The following is a 17,191-nucleotide window of genomic DNA, read 5'->3' on the forward strand; positions in this document are numbered from 1 at the left end:
ATCACTCATAGAGTATTTATCTTTACTAAAAAGAGAACAGAATCCCCGTATTAAAGAATAACTTGCTCCCTTCTTCAAATCATCTCGATCTAAAAGAGCACTACCAATTCATTCCTGCACAAATCATACACACATCCAAACTGCCTCATGCACCTCAGATAATTACAGATAAAAAAATTATATCGCCAGAAAAATTATTACACCACGACAAAAAAATACAAAAATCCATACTTCAAATCGGACCACGATAATTTGGACTTTCACGCGTAATAGCAACATCATGTGTGTGACTCTCATAGAGTCCCGCATTTGTGATGCGAACAAACGCTGCTTTTTCGCGAAACTCTGCCAAATTTTGCGCTCCAACATACCCCATTGAAGCACGTAACCCCCCAGCCAACTGGTGCAGAACAGATGCTATAGGTCCCTTATAGGCAACCTGCCCCTCAACTCCCTCAGGAACTAATTTGAGCTCATCACGCACTTCATCCTGAAAATAACGATCCGCAGATCCCCTTGCCATCGCCCCGACAGAACCCATACCGCGATATGCTTTAAAAGATCGACCTTGATAAAGATACACCTCACCAGGACTCTCTTCCGTACCCGCCAAAAGAGAACCAATCATAGCTGCACATGCCCCACCTGCTAAAGCTTTAGCAAAATCACCTGATGATTTTATACCACCATCTGCAATAACTGGAATACCTACCCTATCAGCAACTTCTACGGCATCCATAATAGCCGACAGTTGGGGCACACCAACGCCTGAAACAATCCGTGTTGTACAAATAGAACCAGGACCTATACCAACTTTCACAGCATCTGCACCACTATCGATTAAAGCTTGCGTTGCCTGCGGTGTAGCTACATTGCCAGCAATAACCGCCACAGAACGTGCCATTTTCTTAATCCGTTGAACCGCCTCCAGAACACGTTGGGAATGCCCATGGGCTGTATCTATTACCAAAACATCAACACCCGCATCAATCAATCGTTCCGCGCGTTCAATACCATCATTTCCAACACTGCTTGCCGCAGCAACACGCAAGCGACCTTGAGAATCTTTAGCTGCATTCGGATGCAGCTGTGCTTTCTCAATATCTTTAACTGTCACTAAACCAACACAACGATCCTGCTCATCAACAACCAATAATTTTTCAATACGATGATGATGCAGAAGATATTTTGCTTCATTCAATTGTACATTCTCACGCACCTTAATCAGATTTTCACATGTCATCAACTCGTGAATTTTTTGCTTTGGATCCGATGCAAAACGCACATCTCTATTCGTTACAATACCAATAAGCCTGCCAGAAACTCGACCTTCAACATCATTTTCAACGACAGGAATACCTGAAATACCATGAAAAAGCATAAGAGCCTTTGCTTCTTCAAGCGTTGCATCTGGTCCAATCGTCACTGGATTCACAACCATGCCAGACTCAAACTTCTTTACTTGGCGAACTTCTTCAGCTTGCTCAACAGCAGACATATTACGATGAATAACACCAAGCCCCCCTGCTTGAGCCATAGCAATAGCTAAACGCGACTCTGTTACTGTATCCATCGCGGCAGAAAGCAATGGTAAATTGAGCTCAATATCTGCAGCAATGCGCGTCTTAACATCAACTTGACTCGGCATAACAAGAGAATAACCCGGCTGCAACAACACATCATCAAAGGTAAGCGCCAATGCACCTGTTCTCGTCTCAATAATTTTTGCCATAACCAAATTCCTTTAACAGAAAAATACCGCAAAAACTCTAATATGCAACTACGGTTCTCATAAATCTCGGGTCTGAGCAAAATTATGCCATGCTATAAAAAAATTAAAAGAAAAATATTCCCTCTGTACCACACCTCACATAGATGGTAGTTATAATTTATTCGGTCATTAAGGAACATATTTAAATAAAATATTCGTTCCTATGCTTAACAAAAATAACTACTAAACAAAGCTTTAAGATCTAACAAGAATAATTTTACAATCAATTTTAAAACCGTATATACGAACTTTCTTGCAAGGTCGTAATTACCACAACTTATACTTAATATTATCTCACTTAAACTTATAAGATCTATCATACTTTCTTTGATAGATCCCTACTACAAAGGTGCACAATCAGCACATGCTACCCAAACAGCACTGGATGCTAAATAATTAGCAAACATTCTCGGTGTAAACATTTGTGAAGAGCAGTAATATTGAATTTTATATGCCTATTCCATCCCAAAAAATCCCGATGCCATATTGGAATTTTTTATCTTTTCGCCATATAGCGGTAAATTAAGTATACTGCAAACATAATGGCAATAAAAACACAGAGAAACCCGTAAATATCATACATATTCAAAAGCTCTGATTACTTAGGAACCATTTCAAACCTGTAAACCCTAGATAATAAAGTAATTTTCGCAACGAACCTAAAAACACAATCCCTACGAAACTTTGAAAAAAAGAATCCCAAATCTCCATTTTGTTGTCTGACATTTCCATCACGTATCCATCAACAAAATATCATAAATTTTACTTTCATCTGCAATTATTTATTGCTTTCATACTCTTCCATTTTACGATAAAGCGTTGAACGCCCTATACAAAGACGGCGAGAAACTTCGCTCATACGCCTTTTATAATGCTTGACTGCCTTTTGAATAATGTCACGCTCCATATCTGCAAAAGGGCGAACATGTCCATCAACATTCAAAAAATCTATAAACTTCTCCCCATAATACTCTCGGATATCACCCTTCATATTATTCGAAGAATTAAACAGCGGATTTCCTACCAATTGCGGAAAATCTCGAACCGTTAATAATGGCCCTTCACTAAGTAAGACTGCACGAAACAGCAAATTTTCGAGTTCACTATGATTTCCAGGCCAATCATACTGCATGAGTAACGCAAGAGCTGATCCCGTTAAACCATGTATATGAGATCGACCCGTTTCCACAATGATACGATCGATCAAACGCTGAGAAATTTCTAAAAGATCCCCTCTCAATTCTCTTAAAGCTGGGGCATTAACATGTAATGGAGAAAGAAATTCAAACAAACTGCGTAAAAAACTATCTTCATTAACCAAATCTGCAAGATGCGACGTCGAAGTAGAAATGATCCTAAACTGTGAATTTTCATTTTTCACAGATTCTGCTTTTTCTTTAAAGTAATGCATAAGGCGCTTTTGCTGCATCAACCCGAGCTTATCAACATCACAAAGGCACAAAGTCCCCTTTTTAAGGGAGGAAATCAATGGCAAAAAATTTTCAAACCATGCACGCTTCTCCTCCTCCGGATCAACGATAGATAAACATTGAAAACGAACGAAAGAACCTTCTGAAAAGATACTTTCATTGTGAATAATATGAGCTAAAGTCTCACGGTCAGTTCCAACCTCACCTTCTATTAAAAAATTTTGTACAGAGGAAACAGAGTTTCTTAGCTGCTCCAAAATCTTCTGCATCGCACTACTCTTCATATGAAGATCAGAAAATCGTAACTGATTCTTATTTTTTTTCTGAATATAACAAACTTCACGTTCTAGTGCAGAAATCAACAAAAGATTGCTAAGGGTAACTTGCAGCCGCAATGGTGTAACTGGGTAAATCCAATAATCGATAGCTCCAGCTTTTAAAGCCTTTTGGAGTAATTCTTGATTATCTTGCTGGGCTATAACGATAATAGGAGAAAAAATTCCAGCATTCCTAGCCATTGTGATAACATCACCCACACCTAAATCACTCATAACAACATCAAGCAACGCAAGTACTATATTCTTACGTCTATGTAAAAGATCAATCGTACGTAAGCTATTTTCTGCTTCAATAACACGATAACCAATACTTCGAAGCATAGCGGAAAACTCTAAACGTTTCCCGTGGTCTTCACTCGCAACAAGAACTGGACCAATCATAACTTTAATAATCTCCTTATGAGATTACTAAACGCGTCAATATAGGAATCACTATCGGAGTCACTGCAAACCATAAGAATGTATTTCACCTCTTGTGCCCCGCGTGCTCACTCTATGAACAATTTCCATTAGATACACTATTAAGATATTTTTTTCCAATTTTTTGCTTTTTCATTGATTTTCATAAAAAATTTCATATTGCTAAGAGTAATTCAACCGTGCTTTAAACTAAGATTTGACACAAAAATTAAAAAATAGACCAATTTAAGAGTAAAGTGAATGAAACGCACCTACAGCATTTTAAGCCTTACAATCACCGTTTTTATATTAACAGCCTGTGGTATCTTGCAAGATTATAAAAGATATTTCCCCCTGCAAAACATACCAAAGGGAATTGATGGTGAATGGATCGATACAAATGGTATCGTTTCCTCTTTCCACAATGGTATTTTTGAAACACGGGCCGTAGATACGGAGGAAAAATTATCAGAGGGAACCTATAATTATGTTGGCACCAAACATGTTGCAATTGAGATCCGCTCGATTATCCGCGGAACAATATCTCGAGCAGACTGCACAGTATCAAACGATGTAATGCGACTCTTCTGCACATCAAACGCTGGCTTGGAATTTTCTCTTAAACGCAAAATGAAATGAAAACTTCTGTTGTAGCGTCACAAGTACCCTCACTCTAATGAGAGTGGTTATATCTACTACTCTCAGAGGGTATTATGCTAATATCTTAATCAAAATGGCGATTTTGCGTCTACACATATAATAAGATATACAAAAGAACAACATCCGCAAACAATGTTTAATATAAATAACTTACATATAGAATTTTGTTGTTACTTGTAAAAGAAAAATCTTTTAAAGATTCCTTCCCAAATTTAAGCAGCACCGACGCGCAAAAGATCATGAAAATGAACAATCCCGATAGGTTTTTTGCGTTCAACAACAAAAAAAGCACCAATTTTATGCTCGTGAATGAAAGCCATTGCAGCACCAACAAGCGTATCTGGACTCAAAATCTTCGGATTTTTCATCATAATTTCATCTACATTGAACTTTGACAAATCATAATGAAGGGTTCGCGCAAGATCACCATCCGTTACAATCCCAACCAATTCCCCTTTTTTATTCACAACACCAACACAACCGAAATGCTTTTCAACTAAAACACGCATCGCTTCAGTCATAGAAACCCCCTGTGAAACTAAGGGGATATTCTGTCCGTGATGCATAATATCACCCACAGACTTGAGGTGCGCACCAAGACAACCTCCAGGGTGATAAATTTTGAAATCCGTCGCTGTAAAACCACGCATTTTTAGGAGAGCCACAGCCAATGCATCACCAATAGCTAATTGCATAATTGTGGAAGTTGTTGGGGCAAGACCATAAGGACAAGCTTCTTCCACTCTTGGTAACAATAACACTATATCAGCCTGCCGCCCCAATGTAGAATTCTCACCAGATGTCACTGCAATAAGTGGTATACGAAACCGCACCGCATGATTTATAACACCGCCCAGTTCTACAGTTTCACCTGACCACGATAAAGCAAGAATCACATCATCTGCACTAATCATACCAAGATCACCATGGTTCGCTTCTGCAGCATGCACAAAAAAAGAAGGTGTTCCTGTTGAAGCTAAAGTTGCAGCAATCTTTGTCCCTATATGACCACTCTTACCAAGCCCTGTAATTACTACACGGCCTCTTAAATTCCTAATAGTCTGCACAGCTGCTTTAAAAGGACTAGAAAGATCCTCTAAGAGAGCCTTTTCAAGAATTTCAAGTCCTGTTTTTTCACTGGAAATGGTTTTAAGCGCTGATGCAACAGCGCATTGTAAAACTGACATATCAATAGACTACCTTATCACGACAAAATTCAAGCGGAACCAGAAAGCTTACACTACCTTACACTTTAATGGTTTCAAGCAAATTTTTTAGTAAATCAGACACCTGCTGATGCAACTCATGACGAGATAAAGCAAAGGCAACATTAGCTTCAATAAAACCAATTTTAGAGCCACAATCAAAAGTGCGTCCATCGAGCTGAAAACCAAAAAAACGTTGTTTATCTAAAAGCCTTACCATAGCATCTGTTAATTGAATTTCATTCCCTGTTCCTCGTTCTTGATTAGACAAAATGTCGAATATTTCTGGCTGCAAAATATAACGTCCATTAATGTATAAATTAGATGGAGCTTTTCCTTTCGCTGGTTTTTCCACCATTTGTGTAATCTCAAAACCATTCTCAACTTGCTTTCCTCTACCGACAATACCGTATTTGTAAGTATCTTCAAAATCACACTCGTGAACTGCAATGATATTTCCCCCTTGAGTGTTTTCATAAAGACGTATCATTTCGGAAAGGCAGCCTTTTTCAGCTTGCATCAACATATCCGGCAATAATAAAGCAAAAGGCTCTCTGCCAACCAACTCACGAGCACACCAAAGAGCGTGTCCAAGACCTAATGGCTGCTGTTGCCGAGTGAACGAAGTCATTCCAGGACGCGGCTGTAAATCTTGTAAATACTCAAGCTCCTCCCTTTTTCCTCGTTCAGCTAAGATCGCATATAACTCAGCTTGTATATCAAAATAGTCTTCAATTACCGCCTTATTGCGTCCTGTGACAAAAATGAGATGTTCAATGCCAGCTTCAAGCGCTTCATCAACGACATATTGAATAGCAGGCTTATCAACGATAGTCAGCATTTCTTTGGGGATGGCCTTCGTTGCTGGAAGAAAGCGAGTCGCCAGACCTGCTACAGGGAAAACTGCTTTGCGAATCTTATGCACATACATTATCTTAGTTTCATTATCCTAGTTTTTACCATAATATTTATTCAGAGTTTATTATCCCAGTGATTATTTATCATATCTTAACCAAACTGTTAGAAGGATATTCTGCTATCTTTTTCACGCTTATTAAATGGTGCAATAAACAACTACGTAGGAAACTCTTAAAGCATTCATTTCAGCTTTTTTTGTAATATCTGATGATATCACTTATCAAGTAAAATACTAAAATATACAAAATTCAAGCTGATATTTTTTATACTGGGGGGAATTAAAAAATGAGAAAAATAATGTCCAATATATCCCTGAAGAAATTTATGAATAAAAAGATTCTCGCTATTAATGTAACTTTTATAATTTTTACCTTTTTAACATTTTTCTCTTCATTTACGCACGCTAACGATGGTTTTAAACTGTGGATTCAAGACTTTAAAAAAGTAGCCTTATTCTACGATATTTCATCATCTACATTCGATGCAGCCTTTGAAACAGTCCACACAATTGATCCTGAGGTACTGAGACGTGCAGCTTATCAACCAGAATTTATTGATTCGCCGTGGAACTATTTTGACAACCGCATTGATGACAGCGCTATTTTGGAAGGACGTAAGCATTCAAAAAAATGGGAACAATGGCTCGACAAGATCGAAAACCGTTTTGGTGTTAACCGTCATGTTCTTCTTGCCATTTGGTCAATAGAAAGCAGCTATGGCAAAGCTTTAGAAAATGGTAGTGCAATGTATGATGCTATTCGTTCACTTGCAACTTTGGCCTATGCTGATAAAAAACGCGAAAAATATGCACGCTCACAGCTCATTGCTGCTATGCAAATTCTACAAAGTGGTGAGATTCATCGTTCCCAACTTACTGGATCCTGGGCTGGTGCACTAGGACACACACAATTTATTCCAAGCAGTTACCTTGCTTATGCTGTTGATATGGATGGAGATGGGCGGCGTAATATTTGGACATCCATTCCAGATGCACTTGCTACTGCTGCTAATCTCCTCCGCATGAATGGCTGGCGATCTGATCTTTCTTGGGGACTAGAAGTAAAATTACCACATGGGAAACAGTTTTCAGAAAATTCACTTTCCTTTAAACAGTGGGCAGAACTGGGTGTACAAAGTGCAAATGGGCAACCCTTTCCCGCTCCTTCAGAGCAAGCAACCCTAAAATTGCTTGATGGGCAAGATGGACCTGCATTTTTGGTAACAAAAAATTTCTTTGTACTTAAGCGTTATAATAACGCAGATCGTTATGCTCTTGCAGTTTCTCTTCTTTCTGACCGCATTGCAGGACGCCCTGGATTAGTAAATGATTGGAATCGCCCTTTCAAATCTATTACTTTCCAAGAGCGTATGGAATTGCAATCTCTTTTAGCCGCTCTTGGTGATTATGAAGGCGAAATAGACGGGAAGATTGGCACAGGTTCTAAGCAAGCAATTAAAGCTTTCCAGACACGCCATGGCCTACAAGTGAATGGGTATCCTAGTCACGAAATTCTCCTGCTTCTGAGAAAGGAAAAATCTAACGCACGATAATCTTCAAGACCTTGCTCCACTTGTTGTACAAGATACTTGATTGATTTCTCTTCCTCATCTTTGTGAACGTGCTCAATGTCAAAGTAGGATGCAGCCAAGCAGAACAACTCTTCACCTTAAATTCCATGAAATTAGAAGACGACGTCTTACAGCCTTTCTATTCTTTCAAATAAAAAGGGAATGTCCCGCTATTTACGAAAATTTCAAGCGCTATATAATCAAGCTTATTCGTATAGCGCAAGAAATAAAGAATGGCACAAAGCAAAGACATATTCCAATTTTTAATTGGAGGTCTTGTTACTACCTTAATATCGAAGAAAACCATAGAATAAACACTGAATACCAAAGCTAAAAAAATTTAAAATACTCTAGTACCAAACAATGAATATACTGTGTATAGCTTCATCACCTTACCTCAATACACATAAACCCACCCAAATCAGAAATATATATTTCTAAAACGGTCCTCAAAAGGTCAGTATAGCTTCACGCTATACCATTTATGTTTTATAATCCACGCTTTTCAATCATCGCATTTGGTGAAGGCAATCGTCCTCGAAAAGCTTTATAAAGTTCTTCAGGATCAGCACTTCCTCCAGCAGAGTAAATAAAGCGCTTTAATCGGCAGGCAAGTTCTGGATTAAAAACATCACCTGTTTCTTCAAAAGCCTGGAATGCATCAGCATCAAGAACTTCTGACCACATATAAGAGTAATAACCAGCAGCATAACCACCCCCCGAAAATATATGTGCAAAATGAGGAGAACGATGACGCATAACAATCGTTTCAGGCATTTGCAGTCTTTCTAATTCTTTACGCTCAAACAGTATAGGATCGCTAACAACTTCCTCCCGATGAAAAGCAATATCTATTAAAGCAGATGCAATAAATTCAACTGCATAAAAACCAGAATTGAATGTACGCGCTGCTAAAATTTTATCCAACAAATCTTGAGACATGGGAAGGCCTGTTTTCACGTGAGTAGCATAAGATTTCAGCACCTCTGGCACCGTCAACCAATGTTCATAAAGTTGAGAAGGTAATTCAACAAAATCAAGTGCAACAGACGTTCCCGCTACAGATGGCCAAACCACATCAGAAAGCAGACCGTGCAACGCGTGCCCAAACTCGTGAAAAAGTGTACGCGCATCATCAAGCGACAAAAGAGCACTTTCTCCCCTTGAAGGCTTAGCAAAGTTACAGACATTATACACGATAGGCTTTTGTCCACCACCCAACTTATGCTGCAATTGCAATTTGCTCATCCACGCACCAGAACGTTTTGAAGAACGTGCAAAATAATCACCAATAAAATATCCAAACACAATTCCATCAATTTTTTTCACTTCCCATAAACGTGCATCAGGATGCCAAAGTGTAATGGATGTATTCTCTTCAAATGAAATTCCAAAAAGTTTTCCTGCAACTGCAAAAGCAGCTTCAATCATGCAATCAAGCTGAAAATGGTTCTTTATCTCAGATTCATCAAAAGAGAATTGCTTAGCACGCAACTTTTCAGCGTAATAACGCCAATCCCAAATTTCAAAAGCTTCACTCATTCCTTGACTTTTCGAAAAGTTCTGTAATTCAGCTTGTTCAACAGCAGCCTTAGCTCTTGCCTTTTCCCAAATGGGAATAAGCAAGTTTGTTACGGAATCAACACTTTTAGCCATCGTATCGTCAAGTTTAAAATCCGCAAAAGACTTATATCCCAACAATTTGGCTTTCTCACCCCGAAGCGTGATAATTTTTGTAATAATCTCCCGATTATCATTACCATTACCATTTTCACCACGTTTAAACCAAGCTTGACACGCTATTTTACGTAAATCACGGCGGTGAGAAAATTTTAAGAATGGCTCAACGATTGAACGTGCTAGTGTTAATGCATAGCCCTCCTTGTGCCCCCTTTCACGAGCACCTTCTTGCATCGAACCAACAAGATTATCTGGTAAACCAGACAAATCTTCTTTATCCAAAAACAAAACCCAAGAGGCTTCATCTTGAAGTACATTCTGACCGAAGGTAGCTTCTAATAAAGCCAACTTCTCATCTATCTCAGCAAGACGTTCTTTACTTTCTTCATTGAGATTTGCACCGCTACGTACAAACTTTTTCCACCATATTTCAATAACTCGTCTTGTTTCGCTGTCATATATCCCCCCCTGCATTTGTCTATAAAGCACACTCATTTTCGCGAATATACGTGCATCCATCATAATTTTTGAATAATGGCGAGAAAGCTTTACAACAAACTCTTGTTCTAATTGTTGAATCAATAAATTGCTATGTGCACCTGAACGTAAAAAAAATATTGAACATACGCGGTCGAGTGCTTTACCAGAAAGTTCAAAAGGTTGCAAAAAATTTTCAAGCGTTGGAGATTCTTCCACAATTGCAATTTTTTCTATTTCTTCTTCAGCTTCTTTGAGAGCCTCATCAAAAGCAGGCCTAAAATCATCATCATTTATTGAGGCAAAATCCGGAAGGCCTGAAAACCCTTTCCAATCTAATACCGCTTCCTTCGTCATAACACCCCATACCTCCATTATACGCCAAAAATGAAATAACCGTCTTTACAATATGCACTAATAACGATAGACCGTCCCTTAGCATATCTTTTTTATTTCAAAGTCTACATTTCAACACAAAAAACTTCACTCTAAAGAATAAAACCGCTTAAATTATACTATTAATGATGACTGAAGTAATTAAATAGCTATCTTCTTTAATTATTCATAATTTTAATTCACCCCTTTTTGTATTTCCAGATTTATAACTCTCTAACTTTTGGAAGGTGCTTAAGCATGACTAAAATTGAAACACCATTCGACTCCGCAATATTTTCTCCAGAGAAGCTTGCCGAAGAACTAAAAAATCGGCATTTCGCCGACTCCATTGATATAATCAACGGTCTTGACATAATGGAGCGTGTGGCTACTCTTAATTTTCTACCGCTTGATTATACTATTGAACTTTTCAATAAACCGGAGCTTGAACAATCAGCAGCTATTCTTGAACTCTTACCTATTAATCGTTCTGTCGAGATTCTTGACGGTATGTCCGCAGATGCGGCAACAGACCTTTTCCAAGAAATGAGTGAAGAAACTCGAACACAACTTTATGCCTTACTAAACCCCTTAACACGAACTGAACTAAAAAAACTAACTAGCTATCCAGATCATACAGCTGGTGCTTTAATGACAACAGAATTCATAGCTGTTCCAGCGGACTGGACTGTACAAAAAACTCTGGATCATATTCGTGATGTTGAACAAACACGCGAAACAGTTTACACAAGCTATGTTGTTGATCCTGCAACAGGCTCTCTTATAAAAGCTGTCTCACTTCGTAGTCTCATTCTTGCTTCACCTAGTGATAAAATTCTTAACGTCTCTACACATGATGAACCAATTACAATATCACCGCTTACAGACCATGAAGATGTTGCTCGCCTTTTTAGACGCCACGATCTTCTTTCCGTACCAGTTGTTGATGATAGCAACCACGTCATTGGTATTGTAACAGTTGATGATGTTCTTGACACAATAGTCGATGAAATGAGCGAGGATACACATAAATTCGGAGGATTAGAAGCCCTTGATAAACCCTACATGCAAGTAGGATTTCTTGGCATGATGAAAAAACGTGGTGGCTGGCTTGCACTTCTTTTCATGGGTGAAATGTTAACAGCTAGCGCTATGCAACATTTTGAAGATGAACTCGAAAAAGCACTCGTTCTTACACTATTTATTCCTCTCATTATGAGCTCAGGAGGAAACTCAGGATCACAAGCCACATCAATCATCATTCGTGCATTGGCTTTACGTGAACTCACACTGAAAAACTGGTGGAAAGTTATCATCCGTGAAATTCCAGCCGGGATAACTCTTGGTCTTTTGCTCGGAAGCATTGGAATAGTGCGTATTATTACATGGCAACAACTTGGTATCTATGATTACGGTGAACATTGGATGTTTGTCGCATTAACAGTGGGAACAGCATTAGTTGGAGTTGTTACATTTGGCTCTTTATCTGGCTCTATGCTTCCTTTTATCCTAAAGTCTTTTAAATTTGATCCAGCAAGCGCCTCAGCTCCTTTTGTTGCAACTTTAGTAGATGTTATGGGAATCATAATCTACTTTTCCATTGCTTCTCTCATCTTATCTGGAACTTTGCTTTAATACTTTGACGTAAGATAAACACACGCAATTAACATCTCTCCTTTCCATGAGTGATTTATTGCGTGTTTTGTTTTAACAGCCGCACAAATTTGAATATCCTTTAAAAGACCTGAAAATTTTAAAAATACTTTCTATAAAAAAGTTCTTCCTCTTCCAAAATTGCAAAAAAGCTTGTAAAAGCCTCAGACCACAAGATAATGAAATATGAAAAATTTATCTCAAATGAAATTTTGTTGAACAAAAAGAAGAAAATTTATGCAATTGCGAAATATCGCCATCATTGCCCACGTTGATCACGGCAAAACAACGCTTGTGGACGGGCTTCTCAAACAATCTGGAAACTTCCGCGATAATCAGCGTACTAGCGAGCGGATGATGGATTCTAATGATATTGAAAAAGAACGAGGTATTACAATATTAGCAAAGGCAACATCTGTTGTCTGGAAAGATACCCGAATTAACATCGTTGATACCCCTGGTCACGCTGACTTTGGTGGAGAGGTTGAACGCATTCTCAATATGGTAGATGGAGCAATTGTTCTTGTTGATGCAGCTGAAGGTCCTATGCCACAAACAAAATTTGTTGTTGGAAAAGCGCTAAAAGTAGGACTCCGTCCCATTGTTGTTATTAACAAAATTGATCGACCAGATGCACGTGCAGATGAAGTTATTAATGAGGTGTTTGATCTTTTTGCAGCTCTTGATGCAACTGATGAACAACTTGATTTACCTATACTTTACGGATCTGGTCGTGACGGATGGATGGCTGAAAATCCTGAAGGACCTAAAGACCAAGGATTAAGCTCTTTATTTGATCTTATTGTCCGCCATGTTCCTTTACCTTCTGTGGCAGAGGGACCATTTCGCATGATAGGAACCATTCTTGAAGCAGATCCATTTTTAGGTCGTGTTATTACAGGTAGAATTCATTCAGGGTCTATTAAGCCTAACCAAAATATTAAGGTTATTGGGCAAGATGGGAAACTTTTAGAAACTGGGCGGATTTCAAAAATTTTAGCATTCCGTGGACTGGAACGACAACCTATCGAAGAAGGTATTGCAGGTGATATTGTAGCAATTTCAGGTCTCCAAAAAGGAACTGTCGCTGATACTTTTTGTGACCCTTCAGTTCATGAGCCTCTCGTTGCCCAACCAGTTGATCCTCCTACTGTCACCATGAGCTTTTTGGTGAATGATAGTCCTCTTGCTGGAACAGAAGGAGATAAAGTAACAAGTCGTGTCATCCGTGACCGCCTGCTAAAAGAAGCAGAAGGAAATGTAGCCCTAAAAATTGAAGAATCTGCAGACAAAGACTCTTTTTACGTTTCAGGAAGAGGGGAGTTACAATTAGCTGTTCTCATTGAAAATATGCGTAGGGAAGGTTTTGAGTTAAGTGTTTCACGCCCACGTGTTGTCATGAAAAAAAATGAAGATGGGATAACATTAGAACCAATAGAAGAAGTTTTAATCGATGTCGATGAAGAATATTCTGGAACCGTTGTACAAAAAATGTCACAACGCAAAGGAGAAATGATTGAACTGCGTCCCTCTGGCGGTAACCGCGTGCGCCTTGTCTTTTATGCACCAACTCGGGGGCTTATCGGTTATCAATCAGAATTATTAACTGATACACGCGGTACAGCCATTATGAATCGTCTGTTCCACGCTTACGAGCCTTATAAAGGAGAAATTGATGGTCGTATTAATGGCGTTATGATCTCAAATGATAGTGGAGAAGCTGTTGCTTACGCACTTTTTAATCTTGAAGATCGTGGGCCTATGATTATCAATGCTGGTGTTAAAGTTTATCAAGGAATGATTATCGGCATACATTCGCGTAACAATGATTTAGAGGTGAATGTTTTAAAAGGAAAAAAATTAACTAACATGCGAGCTGCTGGAAAAGACGAAGCTGTTAAGTTAACACCTCCCATTAAAATGACGTTGGAGCGCGCACTTTCTTGGATACAGGATGATGAACTTGTGGAGGTAACTCCTAAAAATATCCGTCTACGCAAACTTTATTTAGACCCTAATGAACGTAAACGTTTTGAAAAAGCACGTTCATCAACTCTTAATTAAATACACTCTTAATTCTTCTTTAAAAAGGATATTAACATGAATATCAAAGAGATTCCTATTGGTAATAATCCACCAAATGATGTCAATGTCATTATAGAAGTGCCTGTTGATAGCCAACCTATAAAATATGAAATGGATAAAAAATCAGGATTATTATTTGTTGATCGCTTTCTTTACACACCAATGGTCTACCCTGGTAACTATGGCTTCATTCCACACACACTCTCCGAGGATAACGATCCTATCGATGTTCTTATCTGTAATACCCGTCCACTTCTTCCAGGTTGTGTTATAAATGTTTGCCCAATTGGTGCCCTCATGATGGAAGACGATGGAGGAAAAGATGAAAAGATTATTGCCGTACCAACCCATAAATTAACGCAACAGTATGTTAACATTCATAATTATACGGACCTTCCAGATATTACGTTGAAGAAAATTGAACACTTTTTTGAACATTATAAGGATCTTGAACCTGGAAAATGGGCAAAAATTGAAGGTTGGCGTGATAAGGATTTTGCGTGTAACTTAATTAAGAAAGCAATTGAACGCTGTAACAACGATCTTTCAAAAAATTAAATTCATTTCAGTAGAATTTTGATTCTATCATTTTTGTGCAGATGAATAAATACTTAAATGTTGCAATATCATTTCCAATTTCTCCAATTTTCCTGAAAAATGAACTTGTTTATAACGTGATGTTGCGCCATTTTTAAGAGTAATGAAAAGGGGAGGGATTCCCCATAATTTTGCTAAAAATTTAATTAATTCTCTGTTTGCTCGACCGTTCTCAGGAACAGAGCAAACGCGCACAACCAAATGCTGCTTTCCATCGTTCCTGTCTTCAATCCCAACTATGCCATTCGCTGAAGATTTCGGTACTAAGCGTACAAATAAAAGCAAGCCAGAAGCGTCAACTCGATAAAACACCTTTATCTGCCTAAAATATCAATCTTCACTTAAAAAAACATACCTGCGTAAGCACGCCACATAAAGATACGTACAAAATAAATAGCCATAAAGACAACAATAGGTGAGACATCAAGCGCTCCAAAACTTGGTAAGAAAGCCCGAACGCGATCTAAAACTGGTTCTGTAATCTGGTAGAGAAAATCTCTCATCGCCACAACTAATGGATTGCGCGCATTAATGATATCAAATGCACAAAGCCAATAAAAAACAGCATTCGCTATCAAAAGAACAATATATAAACTAAGCGCAAAGTCAGCCACACAAAGAAATGCATAAACCACTTCTCGTTTCCTTTATCAGTAACAAAGGAAAACATGACACAAAATCCTCGGTCCATCTAGAAAATCCCACACTTTCCTCTAAACTAAAAACGAAGAATCTTAATAAACAAAAAAGAAAGAGTAGATAGCCCCCCTCATTTAACCAATTCAGCTATCTTATTATTCACAGCAAAAACCGCTTTCACCCTATCTGATCTTACTTCTGCAAGGACGTTAAACGATTAAGAGCATCGCTAAAACCGTCTAATTGAACAAATAAAGTATCCAAATTAGGCTCACCTGGAGCAGCAACTGTCATAGCCAATTTCAACTGCTTACCTGAACGTAAAGATGACACAAAATTCTTATCAAAGGCGACTGGGACAACACAACCCGCTGGAACACAGGTTCTAATGTTAGTCTCTATAACAGACTTTGAATCATCTACATGCAGACGAATAGGTTTGGAAACCAATACACCAAAAGGTACTGTTAAATTCCCAGATACACCATTCGCATCAAGAATGATATTCATAGCTAACACCACACGATCTTGGTCATTAACCTCTTGACGAAGCATTATGCAAACTCTTTTGCCTTCTTGCACACCACAATTAACGCTCCATAAACCATAAGTTTCAGTTAATGAAGACGCACCATTAGGAAGAACATTTGTAGAGGGTTTTACCGCCACCGGTAATTTTGAGTTCTGAGCAAATACAACAGAAGAAATACTCAAAAAAGCAGGAATTATAAAGAAATTTAATAATTTTTTCATTTTACATCTAGTTCCTCAAATAAAATAGAATCATCTCTATTGTTCATGATATCCTCCTTATGATACTAAAAGACCGCAGTAAAAAACAATGCTTTATAATTGCAAACTCATAAATATTGAATACTATTTCGGAATTCGTTAACGACTCTTTTATACACATGTCTCTTAAAAAAGACAACCATTGAAGGAACCTTTTCTAGATCAACCCATCTCCATTGATCAAATTCTACTTTGTCATCGTCTTGTAGCGAATTAAGAGAAATTTCAGAAGGATCACCCATGAAGTAGAAAGCAAACCATTTTTGTGTTTGTCCACGATATTGGCTTCCAAATATACGCCTGGTGATATTTTCAGGAAAATCATACGAAAACCAACTCTCTGCCTCTTTAAGAAGTTTTATAGATTTCATACCTGTTTCCTCATAAAGCTCACGGTATGCTGCATCTAAAGGCTTTTCTCCCTTGTCAATGCCACCTTGAGGAAGTTGCCAAAGCTCGAATGTACTAGTATACACATGAGAAGACTTCACTAAACGGCGCCCAACCCAAACTTTCCACTCATCATTAAACACAAGCATTCCAACCCCTTTTCGATATGGAAGATCTCCAAAATCGATAGTTACATCCATGACCGTATCTTTC

At 38.3% G+C, this 17,191-nt stretch carries 14 protein-coding genes; 5 read left to right on the forward strand and 9 right to left on the reverse strand.

Annotated elements, in window-relative coordinates; genetic code table 11:
* Nucleotides 1-232: 232 nt before the first annotated feature.
* Nucleotides 233-1,732, reverse strand: a complete 1,500-nt coding sequence (gene guaB / locus PU02_RS06270) for an IMP dehydrogenase (protein WP_053944556.1) — start codon at nucleotides 1,730-1,732, stop codon at nucleotides 233-235.
* An 817-nt stretch (nucleotides 1,733-2,549) separates the two neighbouring features.
* Nucleotides 2,550-3,920, reverse strand: a complete 1,371-nt coding sequence (locus PU02_RS06275; RefSeq protein WP_053944557.1) for a sigma-54-dependent transcriptional regulator — start codon at nucleotides 3,918-3,920, stop codon at nucleotides 2,550-2,552.
* Nucleotides 3,921-4,199: 279 nt separating this feature from the next.
* Here PU02_RS06275 and omp10 point away from each other — a divergent pair, with 279 nt between their 5' ends.
* On the forward strand, nucleotides 4,200-4,577 hold the full coding sequence (gene omp10 / locus PU02_RS06280) for an outer membrane lipoprotein Omp10 (protein WP_053944558.1): 378 nt from the start codon (nucleotides 4,200-4,202) through the stop codon (nucleotides 4,575-4,577).
* A gap of 233 nt (nucleotides 4,578-4,810) precedes the next feature.
* Here the strand turns inward: omp10 and PU02_RS06285 are convergent, their stop codons facing one another.
* Nucleotides 4,811-5,785 (reverse strand): KpsF/GutQ family sugar-phosphate isomerase, encoded by a 975-nt coding sequence (locus PU02_RS06285; protein ID WP_053944559.1) that lies wholly within the window; start codon nucleotides 5,783-5,785, stop codon nucleotides 4,811-4,813.
* A 58-nt stretch (nucleotides 5,786-5,843) separates the two neighbouring features.
* Nucleotides 5,844-6,728 carry a UTP--glucose-1-phosphate uridylyltransferase GalU gene (gene galU / locus PU02_RS06290; RefSeq protein ID WP_053944694.1) on the reverse strand — a complete coding sequence of 295 codons (885 nt, stop codon included), beginning with the start codon at nucleotides 6,726-6,728 and terminating at the stop codon, nucleotides 5,844-5,846.
* Nucleotides 6,729-7,018: 290 nt separating this feature from the next.
* Here galU and PU02_RS06295 point away from each other — a divergent pair, with 290 nt between their 5' ends.
* Nucleotides 7,019-8,272 carry a lytic murein transglycosylase gene (locus PU02_RS06295; protein ID WP_414947397.1) on the forward strand — a complete coding sequence of 418 codons (1,254 nt, stop codon included), beginning with the start codon at nucleotides 7,019-7,021 and terminating at the stop codon, nucleotides 8,270-8,272.
* Between the two features lie 507 nt (nucleotides 8,273-8,779).
* Here PU02_RS06295 and PU02_RS06300 read toward each other — a convergent pair.
* Nucleotides 8,780-10,804 carry a M3 family metallopeptidase gene (locus PU02_RS06300; protein ID WP_053944561.1) on the reverse strand — a complete coding sequence of 675 codons (2,025 nt, stop codon included), beginning with the start codon at nucleotides 10,802-10,804 and terminating at the stop codon, nucleotides 8,780-8,782.
* Between the two features lie 276 nt (nucleotides 10,805-11,080).
* Here PU02_RS06300 and mgtE point away from each other — a divergent pair, with 276 nt between their 5' ends.
* The 3 genes from mgtE to ppa all read left to right on the forward strand — a co-directional run bounded on the left by mgtE (nucleotide 11,081) and on the right by ppa (nucleotide 15,118).
* A complete protein-coding gene (gene mgtE, locus PU02_RS06305; RefSeq protein ID WP_053944562.1) occupies nucleotides 11,081-12,457 on the forward strand; it encodes a magnesium transporter in 1,377 nt (458 codons plus the stop codon).
* Between the two features lie 255 nt (nucleotides 12,458-12,712).
* On the forward strand, nucleotides 12,713-14,539 hold the full coding sequence (gene typA / locus PU02_RS06310) for a translational GTPase TypA (RefSeq protein ID WP_053944563.1): 1,827 nt from the start codon (nucleotides 12,713-12,715) through the stop codon (nucleotides 14,537-14,539).
* A gap of 36 nt (nucleotides 14,540-14,575) precedes the next feature.
* Nucleotides 14,576-15,118 (forward strand): inorganic diphosphatase, encoded by a 543-nt coding sequence (gene ppa / locus PU02_RS06315; protein ID WP_053944564.1) that lies wholly within the window; start codon nucleotides 14,576-14,578, stop codon nucleotides 15,116-15,118.
* A 27-nt stretch (nucleotides 15,119-15,145) separates the two neighbouring features.
* Here ppa and PU02_RS06320 read toward each other — a convergent pair whose 3' ends face one another.
* The 4 genes from PU02_RS06320 to PU02_RS06335 all read right to left on the reverse strand — a co-directional run bounded on the left by PU02_RS06320 (nucleotide 15,146) and on the right by PU02_RS06335 (nucleotide 17,178).
* A complete protein-coding gene (locus tag PU02_RS06320) occupies nucleotides 15,146-15,469 on the reverse strand; it encodes a DUF167 domain-containing protein (protein ID WP_053944565.1) in 324 nt (107 codons plus the stop codon).
* Between the two features lie 29 nt (nucleotides 15,470-15,498).
* Nucleotides 15,499-15,792 (reverse strand): YggT family protein, encoded by a 294-nt coding sequence (locus PU02_RS06325; RefSeq protein WP_053944566.1) that lies wholly within the window; start codon nucleotides 15,790-15,792, stop codon nucleotides 15,499-15,501.
* 196 nt (nucleotides 15,793-15,988) lie between these two features.
* Nucleotides 15,989-16,549: an invasion associated locus B family protein gene (locus PU02_RS06330; protein ID WP_053944567.1), complete on the reverse strand. Its 561-nt coding sequence runs from the start codon at nucleotides 16,547-16,549 to the stop codon at nucleotides 15,989-15,991.
* A 107-nt stretch (nucleotides 16,550-16,656) separates the two neighbouring features.
* Complete coding sequence (locus PU02_RS06335) at nucleotides 16,657-17,178, reverse strand: RNA pyrophosphohydrolase (protein ID WP_053944568.1); 522 nt, start codon at nucleotides 17,176-17,178, stop codon at nucleotides 16,657-16,659.
* Nucleotides 17,179-17,191 lie beyond the last annotated feature (13 nt).

The organism is Bartonella ancashensis (assembly GCF_001281405.1).
Taxonomy (GTDB): Bacteria; Pseudomonadota; Alphaproteobacteria; order Rhizobiales; family Rhizobiaceae; genus Bartonella; species Bartonella ancashensis.

Excerpts from the sequence above, each read along its gene's own strand:
- guaB (WP_053944556.1), bottom strand. The coding sequence starts at position 1,732 with ATGGCAAAAATTATTGAGACGAGAACAGGTGCATTGGCGCTTACCTTT.
- PU02_RS06275 (WP_053944557.1), bottom strand. The coding sequence starts at position 3,920 with ATGATTGGTCCAGTTCTTGTTGCGAGTGAAGACCACGGGAAACGTTTA.
- omp10 (WP_053944558.1), top strand. The coding sequence starts at position 4,200 with ATGAAACGCACCTACAGCATTTTAAGCCTTACAATCACCGTTTTTATA.
- PU02_RS06285 (WP_053944559.1), bottom strand. The coding sequence starts at position 5,785 with ATGTCAGTTTTACAATGCGCTGTTGCATCAGCGCTTAAAACCATTTCC.
- PU02_RS06295 (WP_414947397.1), top strand. The coding sequence starts at position 7,019 with ATGTCCAATATATCCCTGAAGAAATTTATGAATAAAAAGATTCTCGCT.
- PU02_RS06300 (WP_053944561.1), bottom strand. The coding sequence starts at position 10,804 with ATGACGAAGGAAGCGGTATTAGATTGGAAAGGGTTTTCAGGCCTTCCG.
- mgtE (WP_053944562.1), top strand. The coding sequence starts at position 11,081 with ATGACTAAAATTGAAACACCATTCGACTCCGCAATATTTTCTCCAGAG.
- typA (WP_053944563.1), top strand. The coding sequence starts at position 12,713 with ATGCAATTGCGAAATATCGCCATCATTGCCCACGTTGATCACGGCAAA.
- ppa (WP_053944564.1), top strand. The coding sequence starts at position 14,576 with ATGAATATCAAAGAGATTCCTATTGGTAATAATCCACCAAATGATGTC.
- PU02_RS06330 (WP_053944567.1), bottom strand. The coding sequence starts at position 16,549 with ATGAAAAAATTATTAAATTTCTTTATAATTCCTGCTTTTTTGAGTATT.
- PU02_RS06335 (WP_053944568.1), bottom strand. The coding sequence starts at position 17,178 with ATGGATGTAACTATCGATTTTGGAGATCTTCCATATCGAAAAGGGGTT.